This is a genomic window from Pseudomonas neuropathica (assembly GCF_015461835.1).
In the GTDB taxonomy this organism is placed as follows: Bacteria; Pseudomonadota; Gammaproteobacteria; order Pseudomonadales; family Pseudomonadaceae; genus Aquipseudomonas; species Aquipseudomonas neuropathica.
Window position 1 is genome coordinate 52,059 of sequence record NZ_JACOPX010000001.1, and the last position, 19,444, is coordinate 71,502.

At 57.3% G+C, this 19,444-nt stretch carries 14 protein-coding genes; 9 read left to right on the forward strand and 5 right to left on the reverse strand.

The window, feature by feature from the left end:
* Positions 1 to 17 precede the first annotated feature (17 nt).
* From H8F23_RS00185 to H8F23_RS00200, 4 genes are read right to left on the reverse strand one after another with little or no spacing between them, the layout of a single operon-like run.
* A complete protein-coding gene (locus H8F23_RS00185) occupies positions 18 to 1,232 on the reverse strand; it encodes a hybrid sensor histidine kinase/response regulator (protein WP_194932989.1) in 1,215 nt (404 codons plus the stop codon).
* Positions 1,226 to 1,819, reverse strand: coding sequence for a chemotaxis protein CheB (locus H8F23_RS00190; protein ID WP_099759244.1), 594 nt, complete (start codon positions 1,817 to 1,819; stop codon positions 1,226 to 1,228). Before H8F23_RS00190 ends, H8F23_RS00185 begins: the two co-directional genes overlap by 7 nt.
* Positions 1,816 to 2,649: a CheR family methyltransferase gene (locus H8F23_RS00195; protein WP_122600440.1), complete on the reverse strand. Its 834-nt coding sequence runs from the start codon at positions 2,647 to 2,649 to the stop codon at positions 1,816 to 1,818. Before H8F23_RS00195 ends, H8F23_RS00190 begins: the two co-directional genes overlap by 4 nt.
* Positions 2,649 to 6,140 (reverse strand): response regulator, encoded by a 3,492-nt coding sequence (locus tag H8F23_RS00200; protein WP_194932990.1) that lies wholly within the window; start codon positions 6,138 to 6,140, stop codon positions 2,649 to 2,651. The genes H8F23_RS00195 and H8F23_RS00200 overlap by 1 nt, the downstream gene beginning before the upstream one ends.
* 263 nt (positions 6,141 to 6,403) lie before the next feature.
* Here H8F23_RS00200 and H8F23_RS00205 point away from each other — a divergent pair, with 263 nt between their 5' ends.
* Positions 6,404 to 6,763, forward strand: coding sequence for a response regulator (locus H8F23_RS00205; protein WP_194932991.1), 360 nt, complete (start codon positions 6,404 to 6,406; stop codon positions 6,761 to 6,763).
* A 192-nt stretch (positions 6,764 to 6,955) separates the two neighbouring features.
* Here the strand turns inward: H8F23_RS00205 and H8F23_RS00210 are convergent, their stop codons facing one another.
* Complete coding sequence (locus H8F23_RS00210) at positions 6,956 to 9,295, reverse strand: hypothetical protein (protein ID WP_194932992.1); 2,340 nt, start codon at positions 9,293 to 9,295, stop codon at positions 6,956 to 6,958.
* A 270-nt stretch (positions 9,296 to 9,565) separates the two neighbouring features.
* Between H8F23_RS00210 and H8F23_RS00215 the strand changes: the two genes are divergently transcribed.
* From H8F23_RS00215 to H8F23_RS00250, 8 genes are all read left to right on the forward strand, one after another.
* Positions 9,566 to 10,876, forward strand: a complete 1,311-nt coding sequence (locus H8F23_RS00215) for a glycosyltransferase (protein ID WP_194932993.1) — start codon at positions 9,566 to 9,568, stop codon at positions 10,874 to 10,876.
* A gap of 161 nt (positions 10,877 to 11,037) precedes the next feature.
* Positions 11,038 to 11,895 carry a PI-PLC domain-containing protein gene (locus H8F23_RS00220; protein ID WP_194932994.1) on the forward strand — a complete coding sequence of 286 codons (858 nt, stop codon included), beginning with the start codon at positions 11,038 to 11,040 and terminating at the stop codon, positions 11,893 to 11,895.
* Between the two features lie 78 nt (positions 11,896 to 11,973).
* Positions 11,974 to 12,879: an AraC family transcriptional regulator gene (locus tag H8F23_RS00225; protein WP_077573033.1), complete on the forward strand. Its 906-nt coding sequence runs from the start codon at positions 11,974 to 11,976 to the stop codon at positions 12,877 to 12,879.
* Positions 12,880 to 13,222: 343 nt separating this feature from the next.
* Positions 13,223 to 14,533, forward strand: a complete 1,311-nt coding sequence (locus H8F23_RS00230; protein WP_194932995.1) for an ABC transporter substrate-binding protein — start codon at positions 13,223 to 13,225, stop codon at positions 14,531 to 14,533.
* Between the two features lie 153 nt (positions 14,534 to 14,686).
* The gene (locus tag H8F23_RS00235; protein WP_194932996.1) at positions 14,687 to 15,613 is read left to right on the forward strand and encodes a carbohydrate ABC transporter permease; all 927 of its coding nucleotides are present in this window, start codon (positions 14,687 to 14,689) and stop codon (positions 15,611 to 15,613) included.
* Positions 15,614 to 15,621: 8 nt separating this feature from the next.
* Entirely contained in the window at positions 15,622 to 16,452 is an 831-nt protein-coding gene (locus H8F23_RS00240) for a carbohydrate ABC transporter permease (protein ID WP_034154211.1), read from the forward strand.
* A 165-nt stretch (positions 16,453 to 16,617) separates the two neighbouring features.
* Positions 16,618 to 17,721, forward strand: a complete 1,104-nt coding sequence (locus H8F23_RS00245; protein WP_194932997.1) for an ABC transporter ATP-binding protein — start codon at positions 16,618 to 16,620, stop codon at positions 17,719 to 17,721.
* A gap of 15 nt (positions 17,722 to 17,736) precedes the next feature.
* Entirely contained in the window at positions 17,737 to 19,209 is a 1,473-nt protein-coding gene (locus tag H8F23_RS00250; RefSeq protein WP_194932998.1) for a mannitol dehydrogenase family protein, read from the forward strand.
* Positions 19,210 to 19,444: the final 235 nt, after the last annotated feature.

The following is a 19,444-nucleotide window of genomic DNA, read 5'->3' on the forward strand; positions in this document are numbered from 1 at the left end:
CTGATACGACCGTACGGTCAATCAGAGGTTGCGTCGGATATGCCGTTTTCCTGAATTGGCAGACAAACGCGAAACAGGGCGCCTTCGTTGATTTCACTCTCGACGACGATGGAACCGCCATGGGCGGCGACGATCTGCTCGGAAATGAACAGACCCAGCCCGAGCCCGGCCACTACCGTCTTGGCGGAAACCCGTTCGAACTGTTGGAAAATACGCTTCTGATTCTCTTGGCTGATGCCGATGCCGCGGTCCTGAACCTCGACCCGCGCCTCATCACCTTCACAGTAAACCCGCACCTGGATCGGGCTGCGACCACCATAGCGCAGAGCGTTGGTCAGCAGGTTGGTGACTACCTGCTCGATGCGGAACTCGTCCCAAAGGCCTTCTACCGGGGATGGCGCGGTAAACGACACTTCGGTTTCAGCGGCTTCGATCTGTTGTGCGAAGTTTTGCAGCAGGTTGCTCACCAATTGCACCAGATCGAAACGACTCGGTCGAATCGACAATTTGCCGGTGCGAATGCGCGACACGTCGAGCATGTCTTCGATCAGGCGGATCAGGCTTTTGATCTGCCGCTCATCGCGGTCGACCATCGCGTGCATCTTGTCGAGGGTGAACGCGGCGGCGTTGTCACGGGCCAGGTGCATCTTGCGCAACTGGGTTTCGAGGATCAGGCCGTTGAGCGGCGTCCGCACTTCGTGGGCAACGATCGACATGAAGTCATCACGCATGCGCACGGCCTGCTCCAGCTCCAGCTGGGTGTTCTGCAGTTGTTGCAGCAGCGCTTCCTGCTCGCGACGGGCCTGCTCCAGGGCTTCGAGCTGTTGCTTGAGCGCTTTGCTCTGGCGGTACAGATCGACGAAGACATTGACCTTGCTTTTGACCGCATGGATATCCAGCGGTTTGTGCAGAAAGTCCACGGCCCCGCTCTCGTAACCCTTGAACGCGTAATTCAGTTCACGGCCGGCGGCGCTGACGAAAATGATCGGGATATTCTTGGTTTTCTCGGTACCACGCATCAACTCGGCGAGTTCGAAGCCATTCATGCCCGGCATCTGCACGTCGAGGATGGCCATGGCGAACTCATGTTGCAGCAACAACGACAGCGCTTCATCCGCCGATAGAGCTTTATAGACGGTACGGTCTTCGCGCTTGATCAGCGCTTCGAGCGCCAGCAGGTTCTCCGGCAGATCGTCGACGATCAGCAGTTTGGCTTGGATATTACTCAGCATGCGATTCGTTCCAGCTCGACAAGCAGACGGCCGATGCCGTGAATGGGTAGGACATGATCCGGCTGCTGAATCTTCAATGCAGCCAAGGGCATGGTGGCGACTTGCGCGTCTTCGGGGTCCTGGACGATGGTCAAACCGCCGCAGCGCTTGACCTCGGCCAACCCGCGCGCGCCATCGTGATTGGCACCGGTCAGCAGTACAGCGGCCAAGGAAGAACCGTAGGCGTCGGCGGCCGACTCAAACAGATAGTCGATCGATGGCCGTGAATAATGCACGCGCTCCTCCAGGCTCAACGAGAGGCTGCGATCCTGCTCCACCGACAGGTGATAACCCGGCGTGGCGAAGTACACATTGCCGGCAACGATGTCCTGCTTGTCGGCAGCCTCGTGCACCGGCATCTCCACACGCCGGGAGAAGACCTCGGCCAATTGGCTGCGGCGCTCTTCGGGCAGGTGCAGGACCACAATGATCGGCAACCTGTAGCCTCGGCGCAGCGGTCCGAGCAGGCTCAGCAGCGCCTCGACGCCACCGGCGGAAGCTCCGACCACAATCGCCTCGACGCGAGGTAAATCCACGGCCTCGTTCATGTTTTGCGGTAGATCCGTTCTTGTTTCACCAGCGCTTCGAACTGGTTGGCATAACTGGAAAAATCCAGTGTCTCTTTGCTGCCGAGTACCAGAAAGCCACGATGGCAAAGCGATTCATGGAACAACCCGAACGCGCGATCCTGCAGTTTCTTGTTGAAATAAATCAGCACGTTGCGGCAGGAAATCAATTGGGTTTCGGAGAACACGCTGTCCGTCGCCAGACTGTGGTCGGCAAAGGTCACGTTCTCACACAGGCTCTTGTCGAAAATCGCGTAACCGTACGCTGCAGTGTAGTAGTCGGCAAACGAGCGCTGGCCACCAGCCTGCTGATAGTTGGCCGTGTACGCACGAACATTCTCCATCGAGAAGATCCCCTGCTTGGCCTTGTCCAGCGAGCGTGGGTTGATATCGGTGGCATAGATGATCGTGCGATCAAGCAGGCCTTCCTCGCGCAACAGAATCGCCATCGAATAGACCTCCTCGCCCGTGCTGCACCCGGCGATCCAGATCTTGATCGACGGATAAGTGCGCAATAGCGGCACCACTTCCCGGCGGATCGCGAGAAAGTGCGAAGGGTCGCGAAACATCTCGCTGACCGGAATTGTCAGCAATTGCAGCAACTGCATGAACGCTGTCGGGTCATGCAGAACTTTTTCCTGCAAGGCCGAAATGGTCGCGCACTCAAACTGGCTCAGCGCGTGCTGCACCCGGCGCTTGATCGAAGCGCCGGAATAATCGCGAAAATCGTAGCTGTACTTGAGGTAAATCGCCTCGATCAACAAGCGCAGTTCGATTTCACTGTTTCGTTCGGCTGGTGTACTGCGTTCCACTAAATGCGTTCCATCTTCGGTAACCACACGCGAATCAGCGAGAACAGGCGATCCAGGTCGATAGGCTTGGCCAGGTAATCATTGGCGCCCGCCTGCAGGCAGCGCTCCTGATCGTCTTTCATGGCCTTGGCTGTCACCGCGATGATCGGCAGCTTGCGCCAGCGCGGATCCTTGCGGATTTCAATGGTGGCTTCAAAACCATCCATTTCCGGCATCATCACGTCCATCAGCACCAGATCGATGTCCTCGACTTCATTGAGTCTTTCAATCGCCTCACGCCCGTTACGGCCGATGACCACGACTGCACCTTTGGTCTCCAAGGCACTGGTGAGGGCGAAAATGTTGCGCACATCGTCGTCCACCAACAGCACTTTGCGACCCTCGAAGACCTTGTCGCGGCTGCGCGCGGTCTTGAGCATCTTCTGCCGTTCATGGGACAACTGCGATTCGACTTTGTGCAGAAAGAGTGTGACCTCGTCCAGCAAGCGCTCTGGCGAACGTGCGCCCTTGATGATGATCGAGCGCGAATACTTGCGCAGTTCGGCCTCTTCATCGCGGGTCAGGTTGCGCCCGGTGTAGACGATAACCGGCGGGAACGAGCAGATGTCCTCGGTGGACATGCGCTTGAGCAGGTCATTGCCGAGCATGTCCGGCAACTTCAGGTCGATGACCATGCAATCGTAGATCGTGGTGCGCAGCAGCTCCAGCGCGTCCTGCGCGAGGCCGACGGCGGTGATTTCGATGTCTTCGTCGCCGATCAGACGGGCAATGCTTTCGCGCTGTAAATCGTCGTCCTCGACCAACAGCACGCGTTTGACCTTTTGGGTCAGCTTGGCTTCGAGACGGGCGAACACGTCCTTGAGCTCTTCGCGGGTGGTCGGTTTGACCGCATAGCCGATCGCGCCCATGTGCATTGCCGCTTCGACACGGTCCTCGACGGAAATCACATGCACCGGGATGTGCCGGGTTCCAGCGTGTTCCTTCAGGCGTTGCAGCACGGTGAGGCCGGAGTGATCCGGCAGGCGCATGTCGAGCAGGATCGCGTCCGGCACGAACTCTTTGGCGAGGTCGTAACCTTCGTCCGCGCCATGGGCCACCAGGCACTGATAGCCCAGTTCATGCGCCAGATCGTAGAGGATGTGCGCAAAGTTCGGCTCGTCTTCCACCACCAGAATGCAGCGCGTGGCGAATGGCGCCTTGTTGCGGTCATCGGCGAAGCGCGGAATATGCACCGGCGCCAACGGCGAAACAACCGGCGCCAGTGGCGCGCTGGCCACCGCCGCTGGCGGGGTAAAGGTCAACGGTGCGAACGCAACTTCATTGGACTCGTTGAACTGCTGCGGCAGCAGCAACGTGAACACACTGCCCTGCCCCGGTGTGCTGCTGACGCTGATCGAACCGCCAAGCAAGGTCGCCAGATCCCGCGAAATCGACAGGCCCAGACCGGTGCCGCCGTACTTGCGGTTGGTGGTGCCGTCGGCCTGGCGGAAGGCTTCGAAAATGCTCTCTTGTTGATCGGCGGCGATGCCGATACCCGAATCGCGCACGATGAACGCGACCCGATCATCCGGCTGGCCGGCGACGGTCAGGCTGACCGCGCCCTTCTCGGTGAACTTCACGGCGTTGGACAGCAGGTTCTTGATCACCTGCTCCAGCCGCTGACGGTCGGTATAGAGCATGCCCGGTGCGCCAGGTTGCACATCGACGCTGAAGGTCAGCTGCTTGTCTGCCGCCAAAGGTTCGAACACGCTGCGCAGGCCATCGGCCAGACGCGCCACGCTGGTGTTCTCCGGAATCACTTCGAGCTTGCCCGCCTCGACCTTGGAGATGTCCAGAATGTCGTTGATCAGGTTGAGCAGATCGTTGCCGGCGGAGTAGATCGACTCGGCAAACTTGACCTGTTCGGCGCTGAGGTTGTCCTGTGGGTTCTCCGCGAGCAACTTGGCCAGAATCAGCGAACTGTTCAGCGGTGTGCGCAGTTCGTGGGACATGTTGGCGAGGAATTCGGACTTGTACTTGCTCGAGCGTTGAAGCTCTTCGGCGCGCTCTTCGAGTTGTACCTGAGCCTGATTGAGTTCGGTGTTTTTCAGATCCATGGCGTCGCGTTGCTCGGCCAGCGTCTGCGCCTGTTCGGCAAGTTGCTCGTTGGTCTGTTCCAGTTCGACTTGCTGGGTTTCCAGATGCGCCTGGGATTCCTTGAGAATCCGCGACTGCTCTTCCAGTTCTTCGTTGGCGGTTTTCAACTCTTCCTGCTGCACCTGCAACTCTTCGTTGAGTTGCTGGGTTTCCGCCAGCACTTCCTGCAAACGCTGACGGTAGCGCGCAGCCTCGATGGACGTGCCGATATTGCCGGCAATCAGCTCCAGCAGTTCGACATCGCGATCATTGAGCGGGCGCAGGAAACCCAGTTCGATCACACCATTGACGCGATCGTCATCGCTGGTCGGCACCACCAGCACACTGTGCGGCAAGCCTTCGCCAAGCCCTGAGCTGACTTTGAAGTAGTCCGACGGCACCGAATCCAGACGGATCAACCGCGCCTGCTGCGCCACTTGGCCAACAATGCCTTCGCCGCTGTAGATCGACTGATCTTGTTCTTCCTGCTCGCGGGAGAAACCGTAAGTAGCCACCCGCTTGAGGCCGCCATGTTCTTCGCGCACATACAGCGCGGCTACGGCGGTGCCCAGATATTGCGCGCAGAATTGCAGAATATTGCGCCCCAGCAGATTCAGCGTCAGTTGCCCCAGCACCTGCTCGGCCAGCTCGGTCTGACCATTGCGCAACCACGCCTGCTGCTCCAGACGTTCGGCACTGGCTTGCTGCGCGGCAAGGTTGGCGCTGTAGTTGGTCGACAGGTTGACCAGATCACGCCGGCCGATATAGGCCAGCAAGCCACTGATAGCGGCAATGAACACCAGATAGAGGCTGATGCTCCAGATCGTGGTGCGGCGCACGTCTTCGTTACGCGTGGTGCGCAGGACCTGTTCGGTCTCGATGACGTCTTCGAATTGCTTGCGGATCTCGTCCGTCAGGCGTTTGCCGCGTCCCGCCTTGACCGCGCCCCGGTAGTCGCCACTGGAGCGCTGCAGATCGATCATCGACTGGGCGTAATTGGACCACTCAACCTGCAAAGCTTGCAGACGGCGCAGACGATCGGTTTGCACCGGGTTGTCAGCAGTCAATTCGAGCAAGGTATTGAGCGCCACCGCGATACGCGGCTTGGCCGTTTCGTACGGGTCGAGGAAATGCTCGTCGCCGCTGAGCAGGAAACCACGCATGCCGGTTTCAAGGTCCACGGTCAGCTTCACCGCTTCGTTGGCGTTATTGATCACCCGGTCGGTGTGCTCCACCCACTGGATGACCGACAGCAGATAAGTGATCAGCGACACGAAGAACACGGCACTGAGCACACCGACGCCCAAAGGCAGACTGATGTTGCGACTCAGGAGTTTGCGAAACCGTTGCTCATCAACCGTAGACGGAGAGGACATGGGGCAGCCTTGTCGAACTGTTGAAAAACCGGCAGTTTGCCCCAAAACGACGGCGTGGATCCATTTTTCTCACACGTTTCGCCGCAAATTCCTACATGCACCAGCACCTTTACAGCCTTGAACAGTTATCCTTGCGGCCCCGTCTGCGGCTATGCTTTTTTTGTCCCAGGCAGGGAACTTGTGGCACTGCGCCACTTACTGATGAAAGAGCCCGGCACTTTTGATCGACCGGCGACCCTGAACTGACTTTCGAGAGCCTTAATATGTCTACCCCCGCCCCCACCATCCTTGTCGTAGAAGACGACGACATCGTGCGCATGCTGATCGTCGATGTGCTGGAGGAGCTGGAGTTCGAGGTGCTCGAAGCAGATGGGAGCGAACAGGCTCTGAAGGTTCTCCAGGACGCCACCAAAGAGGTTGACCTGATGATGACCGATGTCGGTTTGCCTGGTATGGATGGCCGCGAACTGGCAAACGAAGCACGAAAACTGCACCCCGCCCTACCGATTCTGTTTGCCAGTGGTTATGCCGAAAACATTGATGCTCCTGCTGACATGCATGTTATCGGCAAGCCATTTTCCATCGATCAATTACGCGACAAAGTCAAGAGCATTCTTCAATAGGTACATCAAGCGTATCGTTCACCGAATAGCTTTGTGCGACTCCTGCATATTGATATTCGCTTGCCTCAGCCGCTGCCAGTGCCCCCGCAACACTTGTTTTTGTCGAGCCCATGGATGCCAGTCCGGCGCACGACTGCCATTTCTTCATCGGCAAAATGCTTTACCGCGAACTGGCAGAGGTTTCCTGAGGTGTCAGTTTCTCGCGTTCAAGCGATCTCGTTTAGCGTTCTGCCGCTCCCGGAAGGCACTGATATCACTGCTATCAACCTTCCCTGTCGCAGGTCGCATGCCCTCCGCCGCAGACTGAGCCGCCATCACAAGCGCTTCCTGCGCGTTCAGCGCTTCGTTGCCGAAATCGACGGGTGACAACAACTCTCCGTCAGCAAATGGCTGACGTAATGTGTTGCCCACATCCCGGCCCGCTCCCGCCAGCGGGTTGATTTCACTCGCCGCAATGGCCCGATTGATCGCTTTGGGATTGGCGATGAAGTTACCGGCCGGGTCATAGGCGCCCAGAATCAGACCCGGTGGTAGGTCAACGCCATAATTGATCTCCAGCGGCGGCAGGGTTTTCAAGCCTGAGTTGGGGCGAAAAGCCAGTTCGGTGTTGGCGTATAAATGAAAGCCTTCCACCTGGCGTGCGTCGATGAAATAGGTAAATCCACCCTTCTGTCCCCCATAGACAAAGGCTCCCGCCCCGTCCTTTTTATAGAATGCCGAAGTGGAAATACCCGCGCCATCAGGACTGAGTGCGTCATGAGCCCCACCATATCCCCCCTTCAAACCGTTGATCTGATCGAGGTGCTTGATCGGTGCGCGCTGGGTAAATCCCTTCTGAAAGATGAGTGAAGGGTTTCGCATGTCTCCCCGAAAGACGAACCCCTGATAAACAAAGCCCTTTTCTGGACCGGACAAGCGGATGACCCGCGTCTCCGTTGCCAGCTTTTGCGCTACGTTCGGGCCGCCTGACAACTCGGCGAGATAACTGGCAACTAGCAAGCCTTTGGCCGCGTCTGGAATCTCTTTTCCTGTCGTGCTCGCCAACTGTTGACGCAGCCGTGTCGCCGAGCGGCGAAAGACCGAAGGCCGATTGCTGTTTTTGAGCGCCTGGAGCACCCGGCGCCCCACGTCTCTCTTGAGCGCAAGCGACAATGTCTTGCCGATCAGCCTTTCGGCTATCGGGCCTGCAAGTTCGGCCAGCAAACCGATCGCGGCGTTGATCCGCAACCGCTCGGTCTCGGAAGGATCATCCGATATCTCTGCACGAATCAAATCGGTCGCGGAAGCCCCGAGTCCAAGGAGAAAAGGAATCAGCATGCGAATCGGAGCAGACGCGAATGCCGCCGTTCCGCCGTAAGGCAACGAGGCGGCAAACGCAACACATTGCAGGAGATAACCGGCCGCCTCCAATGCAAAATCGGTCCAGCGTTCGGCTTCCGTTGAAACGAGCGTATCGATGTCGGCAAGTGCCCGCGCGATTTGACGATCGAACAAATCCTGACCGATATCCGAACTGGATCGAAATACCAATTCCCGGTAGTTGGCACGGGTGACGAACACGGGAAATTCTGCGCCGCGATATTTGAAATCACGAACATACGGTTTCTGTTGATCGCGTAACGGCACGCGTTTGAGCAGGCGCTTCTGGAAGTCTTGGTTATTTTCAACAAAACGCCCACGGGCATCATGTCCGGCGGGAAACTCGAAGGCCGCACTGTCTTCCCCCAGGAAAAACACCAGGCCACGGTCCAGATTGCTTCGTCCGATAAAGACAGCGTTATCTACATTCAAATCCGGATCGCTGTGCAAGTTAAGCAAGCGTGGTGGAATCGTGCCTTTGAGGTACTCGAAAGCGATGACTTGATCATCCTGGGAGCGAGCACCGCTCTTGATGAACTCCACGACCAACTTGTTCAGCTCTGTTTTTTTCAATAAGCGGCCAAATGCGCTAACCGCAGGCGATTGCAAGTTATCTTTTACATACTGTTTAAAGTCCTCTTGATAGTCCGCATCATTGAACACCTCCCTGAGTTTCTGCGGATAATAGGAAGGCCATTGAATGGTCACCCCATAGAGTCCTTTGAGAACACGCACGTGATAGTCAGTGCAGATTTCTGCGAGAGTGAATGCTTTTTCTTTCCAGACAACCGCTTTTTTCTCTCCTTGGAGCGAGTCGCTGCGCTTGGGCGCTTCCAACTCGTAATACTTAACGCTGACAGCGGAATCATGCCGAATACGCTTGCGAACATCGTCTTCAATGACAATTTCCAATACAGTTTCATCAATACGCTCGCGAATGAAATGAGCAGGATCAAAACTCACCTCATCCATAACTGCGGCACACCCTTGCAGTATCTCCTGAGCCAGATCTTTTACATTGACGCCTTCCACAACATCCCCTGACGACAAGACCGAACTGGCGTTTCTCGCCCTCGACAATACTGGCGTCTCATCGGCATTTGCGAAAGGGTCCAGCAGCCACAGTAACGATTTTTCGGAGCCGGCATAAAGCCCGGACAGTTGATTGTTCATATATTCTCCTGCGCACAATACTAAAACGCGGACGGCATCTTTCAACGACTGTGGCGCAAGCAAAACTATCAATACTGCCGCACACTCATAAAGCTAATAACCATTAGCAAATCTTGCACAACACTTACATCAATCAATAGCAGAACAACCCTCTCACCTGCATTTTTACCGTAAAGCCCAGCATGTTGATGACAGTGTTAAATACCGCCCCTGCCATGGTTTAATTGCGCCTTCATCGCATCCCTCGTTTGCTGCACAGGAAAAACTCGCATGATTCAGCCTCCCGCCACCAAAGTCCTGGTCATCGGTTACGTCTGGCCAGAGCCGCGCTCTTCAGCGGCGAGCGGGCACGTCATGCAGATCCTCGAAACATTCCTGCAACAAGGCTGGGACATTACCTTCAGCAGCCCGGCCGGCCCCGGCGAGCACAAAGCAGATCTTGCTGCTCTCGGCATCCGCGAAGTCGCCATCGAACTCAACAACAGCAGTTTTGATCACTTCATCAGTGAACTGGCACCGGACATTGTGTTGTTCGACCAGTTCATGATGGAGGAACAGTTTGGCTGGCGAGTTGAAAAACACTGCCCTCAGGCACTACGCGTGCTGGAGACTTCCGACTTGCAAAGTCTGCGGCATGCGCGTCACCAGCGGCTCAAGTCTCGCCTCAAGGTCAATCCGGACCAGAATGATTTCAGTGATGTATTTGCCCCGGCACTGCGCGACGAGTTCGCGTTGATGGCCGAGACCGATCTGGCCAAACGCGAAATCGCCGCTCTGTATCGCTGTGATCTGAACCTGATGATCTCCGAAGTCGAAATCGAACTGCTGATCGAGCAGTTCGGCCTGCCCCGGCAATTGCTGCACTGGTGTCCGCTGATGATCGACCCGCCTGCGGCCACACCTGCAACATTTGCAGAACGGGCAAACTTCCTGAGCATCGGCAACTTCCGCCATGCGCCTAACTGGGATGCAGTGCTGTGGATGAAGAGCACGATCTGGCCGCTGATTCGCCAACAATTGCCCCAGGCACAATTGCGCATCTACGGCGCTTATACGCCGCCCAAAGCCACGGCGCTGCATAACGCCAGCGAAGGTTTCCACATCATGAACTGGGCCGAAGATGCCTTGCAGGTCATGTCTGCCGCACGGGTTTGTCTGGCGCCCCTGCGCTTTGGTGCCGGGATCAAGGGCAAACTGATCGACGCCATGCTCTGTGGTACTCCCAGCGTCACGACACCGGTTGGCGCCGAGGGCATGCATGGCGATCACGCCTGGCCCGGCGCGGTCACAAGCAGCGCTGTTGAGTTGGCCAACAGTGCCGTGGCGCTATACAAGGACGAGATGCTTTGGCAGGAAGCCAGTCAAGCGGGATATACGCTGCTCAATGAACGCTACTCGCAATCCGTACACGGTTTGGCGCTGATCGAAAAGCTGCGTTATTGCCAACAGAACTTGCATAACCTGAGAGCCAGCAACTTCACAGGAAGTATGCTTCGTCATCACTCGCATAAAAGTACGCAATACATGTCGCAATGGATCGAAGCAAAAAACCGTCATATCGAACACGACAAAGACTCTTGATAAAAACCAATAACAGCACGCAGACAAAAACACCAAACAAACTGCATCAATTTCCAGATTGCCCACAACCAACATCCCCCTTATAAAAACCTGCAAGCGCTACTTATATAAACCCTTTCGGTAGCGCCTTTCCCTAAAACAAGTTAATGCAGGTTTAAACAATGGACATTCAATACAGTAATCATCAATGGATGACTGCGACCCCCGCTATCGACACCCTGTCGCTTTTCGAACTGACGCTGCCCGGCACACACAACGCAGGCAGTGACTGGCAAGCCTCCTACCCCTTTTTCGGCCCGCCGCGCCATTGGCTGGCGTGTCAGCACAATACGTTCTACCACCAGCTCCAGCACGGCTCCAGAGTACTTGACATACGTTTGACCTACGATGCAAAAGCCGAAGGTCTTGGCAAGTTCCAAATGCATCACAATGGTTACCGTAATTCCAGGACACTGGGACATTTGGTGACCGACATCAATAATTTTCTCGACAGAAACCCCAACGAGTTCATCATCGTCGACTTTCATGAGCTGGCTGGCGATAACTTCGATTACAAGTTCTTCAACGACATGATCCTTCATCTAATGGGTAAACGACTGATCCCGCGAAACAACCGAACGCTTAATCTGGAGCAACTAAAGCGTATCAGCCCTGTTCAGCGAGTCTTGGTCGCTGCGCGCTCTCACCAGCAACTTCACAGCGGTATATTTATCGATTCGATCGATCATGAGTGGTCGGGAAATGGAATTACCAGCGCCAGTGAGTTACAGCAATTCATTGGCAATTTAATGAAGAACTCGTTCAACGTCTGGGCCCCTTGGTCGCTGTCTGCCACCAGCTACAGCGCGGTCGGTGGCCCGGTAGATATTCATTCCGAGCTCGACGACTGGTTTGATCCAGCCAAAAGTGACTGGGCGCGGAAGTGCAATATCATCAATGTCGATTTCATCGAAGAGTCGCGAATCGTTGAGTTTTGCCGCACAGCCAACCTGCTCAAGGTGCGTCGGCCTAACGCCTGATCGGCACGTTTTCAGGCACTGGCACACAAGAACCGGAAGAGGCATGATCGGCCGGGAGAACAACAAAAGTGCCCCGCCATGACCCGAACCGCCCGCGTGACCGACCCTTCGTACGAGTTGATGGATGACCACAACGGCCTGTCCATCATCTATCGCCAGCACGGTTTTCCATGCCCGCTGGTGCGCTGGCACTTTCACAAGGAATACGAACTGCACTTGATCGTTGCCAGTTCCGGCAAGGTGTTCATCGGCGACTACATCGGCAACTTTTATCCCGAAACCCTGTTTCTCACCGGCCCCAACCTGCCGCATAACTGGATCAGTCAGGTCGCCGAGGACGAGGTCGTGGAAAAGCGCGACATGCTGGTCAACTTCACCGACGAGTTATTCGAGAGTGGCCACCAGGTGTTTGCCGAACTGAAAACCCTGGCGCCCTTGCTGGAGCGCGCGCAGTACGGCATCGAGTTTCGCTGCAAGCGCACGATCCGCCAGGCCATGACGTTGATGCAGCGTATCGCCGACAGCAAGGGCATCACCCGCCTCGGGCACTTCTTCATCCTGATGGAGTTGCTCGCGGCGAGCGATGATTTCCAATTGCTGTCCGGTGCGACCACGCCGCAACTGGCCGATGAACACAATATCGACCGCACTAACCGCGCGGTCGATTACATCTTCAGCCACTACGCCCGCGACATTTCACTGGAGGAAGTGGCCGAGCATCTGGGCATGACGCCGACCTATTTCAGCCGCGTATTCAAACAGGCCACCGGGCGCAATTTCATCGAGTTCGTCAATCGGCTGCGTATCAGCAAGTCCTGCGAGTTGCTGGCTGATGGCGACAAACCGGTGACCGAAGTGTGTTTTGAATCGGGGTTCAACAATATTTCCAACTTCAATCGGCGCTTTCAGCAGCTCAAGGGTATGACGCCGTCGCACTACCGGCGGCTCGCCGTGCAGCGCCTGACCGAGCAGAACCACCACTGACAACGCAATTCCCCTGTAGGAGTGAGCCTGCTCGCGAAAGCGGCGTGTCAGGCAACAAATTTGCAAACTGATACAACGCATTCGCGAGCAAGCTCGCTCCCACAATTGACCTCGCAATGCTCTGAAACCTGTACGTATTCATTAGCGGCTCCCCGCTGCAAACCCCTTCCCTGCGCTCACCCCACAAAAGCCCAGTGCAAAAAAGTATCGATAAAAGTGCTAGGGATGATTTGTCAGCCCTGCGATTGAAGGCTGTAATCAGCGCACATTCTTCCTGCACAGGAAGACACAAAAACAATAACTGTCCTTCTGTAACCCTCCGGGTGCAGAAAAGGAGTGCACGATGCAACCGACTGCAAAAGCTCTGCTTGCCCTCACCTGCATGACCCTCAGCAGCGTCAGCCTTGGCGCCCAGACCCTGACCATCGCCACCGTCAACAACAGCGACATGATCCGCATGCAAAAGCTCTCGAAAACCTTCGAGACCGAGCATCCGGACATCAATCTCAACTGGGTGGTGCTGGAAGAAAACGTTCTGCGTCAACGCCTGACCACCGACATCGCCACCCAGGGTGGCCAGTTCGACGTGTTGACCATTGGCATGTACGAAGCGGCACTGTGGGGCGCCAAAGGCTGGCTGGAACCGATGAAGGATCTGCCGGCCAGTTACGCCCTCGACGATGTGTTCCCGTCGGTGCGTGAAGGCCTGTCGGTCAAGGGTTCGCTGTACGCCCTGCCGTTCTACGCGGAAAGCTCGATCACCTATTACCGCACCGACCTGTTCAAGGATGCCGGCCTGACCATGCCCGAGCGCCCGACCTGGGAAGAGATTGCCGGTTTCGCCGAAAAGCTCACGAAAAAGGACAAGGAACAGTACGGCATCTGCCTGCGCGGCAAGGCCGGCTGGGGCGAGAACATGGCGCTGATCACCACCGTCGCCAACGCCTATGGCGCGCGCTGGTTCGATGAGAAATGGCAGCCTGAATTTACCGGGCCGGAATGGAAAAACGCGCTGAATTTCTACGTCGACACCATGAAGAAATCCGGCCCGCCGGGCGCTTCCAGCAACGGATTCAACGAAAACCTCGCACTGTTCAACAGCGGCAAATGCGCGATCTGGGTCGATGCCAGCGTTGCCGGTTCGTTCGTCACCGACAAGACCCAGAGCAAGGTCGCCGATCACGTCGGCTTCACCTTCGCCCCGCATCAAGTGACTGACAAAGGCTCGGCCTGGCTGTACTCGTGGGCGCTGGCGATTCCGACCAGCTCCAAAGCCAAAGACGCCGCCAAAGAATTCAGCGCCTGGGCGACCTCCAAAGAATATGGCGAGCTGGTGGCCAAAACTGACGGCATCGCCAACGTACCGCCAGGCACCCGCGCCTCGACCTACAGCGATGCCTACATGAGCGCCGCGCCGTTTGCCAAGGTCACGCTGGAATCGCTGAAAGTGGCCGATCCGAGCAAACCGACGCTGAAACCGGTGCCGTACATCGGCATTCAACTGGTGACCATTCCAGAGTTCCAGGCGGTGGGCACCCAGGTCGGCAAGCTGTTCTCGGCAGCGTTGATCGGCCAGACCACGGTGGATCAAGCCTTGACCGCCGCGCAGCAAACCACTGAACGCGAGATGAAGCGCGCCGGTTATCCCAAGTAACCCGCAAAGCTCGCTCCTGCCTTTTGTAGGAGCGAGCCTGCTCGCGATGGCGGTTTTCAATCTGAACAGACGGTGACTGACACACCGCCATCGCGAGCAGGCTCACTCCTACATTAGATCTTCATAGGTCTGTATGACTCGGTTGTGATCGCCATGAATACTTCAACTGCCAAAGCCCACCTCGACCTGTCGACACCTGCGCGCAAAGTTCGCGTACGCAATCCCGGCTGGTTTCTGGTCAGCCCTTCGGTGGCCCTGTTGCTGCTGTGGATGATCGTGCCGCTGGGCATGACCATTTACTTCTCGATGATCCGCTACAACCTGCTCTACCCCGGTGAAAACCAGTTCGTCGGGCTGGAGAATTTCAGCTACTTTCTGACCGACTCGGGCTTCATGCCCGGCGCCACCAACACGCTGTTGCTGGTCGGTAGCGTGTTGCTGATCAGCGTGGTCTTCGGCGTGCTGATCAGTGCCTTGCTGGAGGCCAGTGAATTCCTCGGGCGCGGCATCGTCCGGGTCATGCTGATTTCGCCGTTTTTCATCATGCCCACGGTCGGTGCGTTGATCTGGAAGAACCTGATTTTTCATCCGGTCTCGGGGATCCTCGCCTACATCTGGAAGCTGTTCGGCGCGCAGCCGGTGGACTGGCTGGCACACTACCCGCTGCTGTCGATCATCATCATTGTTTCGTGGCAATGGCTGCCCTTCGCCATCCTGATTCTGATGACGGCCATGCAGTCCCTCGACCAGGAGCAGAAGGAAGCCGCACGCCTCGACGGCGCCGGGCCGATCGCAATCTTCTGGCACCTGACCCTGCCGCATCTGGCGCGGCCGATTGCCGTGGTGGTGATGATTGAAACGATCTTCCTGCTGTCGGTATTCGCCGAGATTTTCACCACCACCAACGGCGGCCCCGGCTACGCCTCGACCAACCTCGCCTACCTGATCTACAACCAGGCGCTGGTGCAGTTCGACGTCGGCATGGCCTCGGCGGGCGGTTTGATTGCCGTGGTCATCGCCAACATCGCCGCGATCATTCTGGTGCGGATGATCGGCAAAAACCTGACTGACAAAGCCTGAGGCCTGCCATGACTCTTCAACAATCCCGCCGGCTGCAAAGCCTGCTGCTCGGCACCCTGGCCTGGGCCATCGCGATCGTGATTTTCTTCCCGATCTTCTGGATGGTGATGACCAGTTTCAAAACCGAAATCGACGCCTTCGCCACGCCGCCGCAGTTCATCTTCACGCCGACGCTGGAAAACTATCTGCACATCAATGAGCGCAGCGATTACTTCAGTTTCGCCTGGAATTCAGTAGTGATTTCCTTCAGCGCCACGGCCCTTTGTCTGCTGATCGCGGTGCCGGCGGCGTACTCGATGGCGTTCTACGAAACCCAGCGCACCAAAGGCACGCTGCTGTGGATGCTCTCGACCAAGATGCTGCCGCCGGTGGGCGTGCTGATGCCGATCTACTTGCTGGCGAAGAGTTTCGGCTTGCTCGACACGCGCATCGCGCTGATCGTGATCTATACGCTGATCAACCTGCCGATTGTGGTCTGGATGGTTTACACCTACTTCAAGGACATCCCCAAAGACATCCTCGAAGCCGCCCGCCTCGACGGCGCCACGCTGTGGCAGGAAATGGTTCGCGTGCTGCTGCCGATCGCCAAGGGCGGCCTCGCCTCGACCGTGCTGCTGTCGCTGATTCTGTGCTGGAACGAGGCGTTCTGGTCGCTGAACCTGACCTCGTCGAAGGCCGCGCCGTTGACTGCTTTGATCGCTTCTTACTCGAGTCCTGAAGGCTTGTTCTGGGCCAAGTTGTCGGCGGTGTCGACCCTGGCGTGTGCGCCGATTCTGATCTTCGGCTGGATCAGCCAGAAACAACTGGTGCGCGGCCTCTCGTTCGGCGCCGTGAAATGAAGATCCCGAACCCTACACATTCCCCTGTAGGAGTGAGCCTGCTCGCGATAGCGGAGTGTCATTCAACAACGATGTCGGCTGAAACGGCCTCATCGCGAGCAGGCTCACTCCTACAGAAAAGCCGATCCGGTTCATCTGAATAATAAATTGTGGAGGCCCATCATCATGGCCAACCTGAAAATCAAGAATCTGCAAAAAGGCTTCGAAGGTTTCTCCATCATCAAAGGCATTGACCTTGAAGTGAACGACAAGGAATTCGTCGTCTTCGTCGGCCCGTCGGGCTGCGGCAAATCCACCCTGCTGCGCCTGATCGCGGGCCTGGAAGAAGTCACTGACGGCACCATCGAACTCGATGGCCGCGACATCACCGAAGTCAGCCCGGCCAAGCGCGATCTGGCGATGGTGTTCCAGACCTACGCGCTGTATCCGCACATGACCGTGAAGAAAAACATGTCCTTCGCCCTCGATCTGGCCGGCGTGCCGAAAGCCGAAGTCGAGAAGAAAGTCGGCGAAGCGGCGCGGATTCTCGAACTCGGGCCGATGCTTGAACGCAAGCCGAAACAGCTCTCCGGTGGCCAGCGTCAACGCGTTGCGATCGGTCGCGCCATCGTGCGCAATCCGAAAATCTTCCTCTTCGATGAGCCGCTGTCCAACCTCGACGCCGCGCTGCGCGTGCAGATGCGTCTGGAGTTGCTGCGCCTGCACAAAGACCTGCAAGCGACGATGATCTACGTGACCCACGATCAGGTCGAAGCGATGACCATGGCCGACAAGGTCGTGGTGCTTAATGGCGGCAAGATCGAACAGGTCGGATCGCCACTGGACCTGTATCACAACCCGGCGAACCTGTTCGTCGCGGGGTTCCTCGGCACGCCGAAAATGGGTTTCCTCAAAGGCAAGATTGCCCGCGTCGACGGCCAGAGCTGCGAAGTGTCTCTGGACGCTGGTACGCGCATCACCCTGCCCTTCAATGCCGCCAACCTCAGTGTCGGCAGCGCCGTGACCCTCGGCATTCGCCCGGAGCATCTGGAGCTGGCGCAAGCGGGCGACTGCACGCTGCAAGTCACCGCCGACGTCAGCGAACGCCTGGGCAGCGACACTTTCTGCCACGTCACCACCAACGCCGGCGAAGCCCTGACCATGCGCGTGCGCGGTGATCTGGCCAGCCGTTACGGCGAACAACTGAGCCTGCACCTCGACCCGGCGCACTGCCATTTATTCGATGCCGAAGGTGTCGCATTGACCCGTCCGCTGCGCGCTGCGGCCTGACTTCGAGAATTCCCGATGAAACTCAACCAACAGAATCTCCATCGTCTGGCCAGCGAAGTGCAACTGCCGGCCTACAGCCTCAGCGACACGCGCCAGGGCATCGCTCACATCGGCGTCGGCGGCTTCCACCGCGCACATCAGGCGTATTACACCGACGCCTTGATGAACACCGGCGAAGCCCTCGACTGGGCCATTTGTGGCGTCGGCCTGCGTGCCGAAGACCGCCGCGCCCGCGACGATCTCAAGGAGCAGGATTACCTGTTCACCCTGTTCGAACTCGGCGACAGCGACGACACCGAAGTGCGCGTGATCGGCGCGATTCGCGACATGCTGCTGGCCGAGGACGGCGCTCAGGCGTTGATCGACAAACTCGCCGACCCGCAGATTCGCATCGTCTCGCTGACCATCACCGAGGGCGGTTATTGCATCGATGACAGCAACGGCGAATTCATGGCGCACCTGCCGCAAATTCAGCACGATCTGGCCCACCCGGAAAACCCGAAGACCGTGTTCGGCTTCTTGTGTGCAGCCCTGGAAAAACGCCGGGCGGCGGGCATTCCGGCGTTTACTGTGATGTCTTGCGATAACCTGCCGCACAACGGCGCCGTGACGCGCAAGGCGCTGCTGGCGTTTGCCACGCTGCAAAACAGCAATCTGTGCAGCTGGATCGACGCCAACGTCAGTTTCCCCAACGCCATGGTCGACCGCATCACGCCGATGACCAGCACCGCGCATCGCCTGCAACTGGCCGACAAACACGGCGTCGATGACGCCTGGCCGGTGGTCTGCGAACCGTTTGTGCAGTGGGTGCTGGAAGACAAATTCGTCAACGGGCGCCCGGCCTGGGAAAAGGTCGGCGTGCAGTTCACCGACGATGTTTCGCCCTACGAAGAAATGAAGATCAAACTGCTCAACGGCAGCCACTTGGCGCTGACCTATCTGGGCTTTTTGAAGGGTTACCGGTTCGTGCACGAGACCATGAATGACCCGCTGTTCGTGCGTTATATGCGCGCCTATATGGACCTGGACGTGACCCCGCAACTGGCGCCGGTGCCGGGCATTGATCTGACGGATTACAAAAACACACTGGTGGCGCGGTTTTCCAATCAGGCGATTGCCGATCAATTGGAACGGGTGTGTTCGGACGGTTCGTCGAAGTTTCCCAAGTTCACCATTCCCACGATCAACCGGTTGATTGCTGATGGGCAGGAGACCAAGCGCGCGGCGTTGGTGGTGGCGGCGTGGGCGTTGTATTTGAAGGGGGTGGATGAGAATGGTGATACCTACTCGATTCCTGATCCGCGCGCGGCGTTTTGTCAGGCGTTGGTGGCGGACGATGCTTTAATGACTCAGCGGTTGTTGGCGGTTGAAGAGATTTTCGGCACGGCGATTCCGCGTTCGGCGGAGTTTGTCGCGGCGTTTGAGTGGTGCTGCAACAGCTTGCGCGAAGAGGGTGTGACGCGGACGCTGGAGCGGATTCTCGCCTGAAAAGCCCCTCACCCTAGCCCTCTCCCGGAGGGAGAGGGAACTGACCGAGTGGTTTGTGCAAGTTACATCGACCTGAACGTCCGGAGTCGAACTCAGGATTTGAACAGCCCCTGATTGAGATATCCGGAGTCGAACTCAGGTTTTGAACAGCTCCGGTTTGAGAGAACCACAGTCGAACTCAGGTTTTGAACAGCTCCGGTTTGAGAGAACCGCAGTCGAACTCAGCTTTTGAACA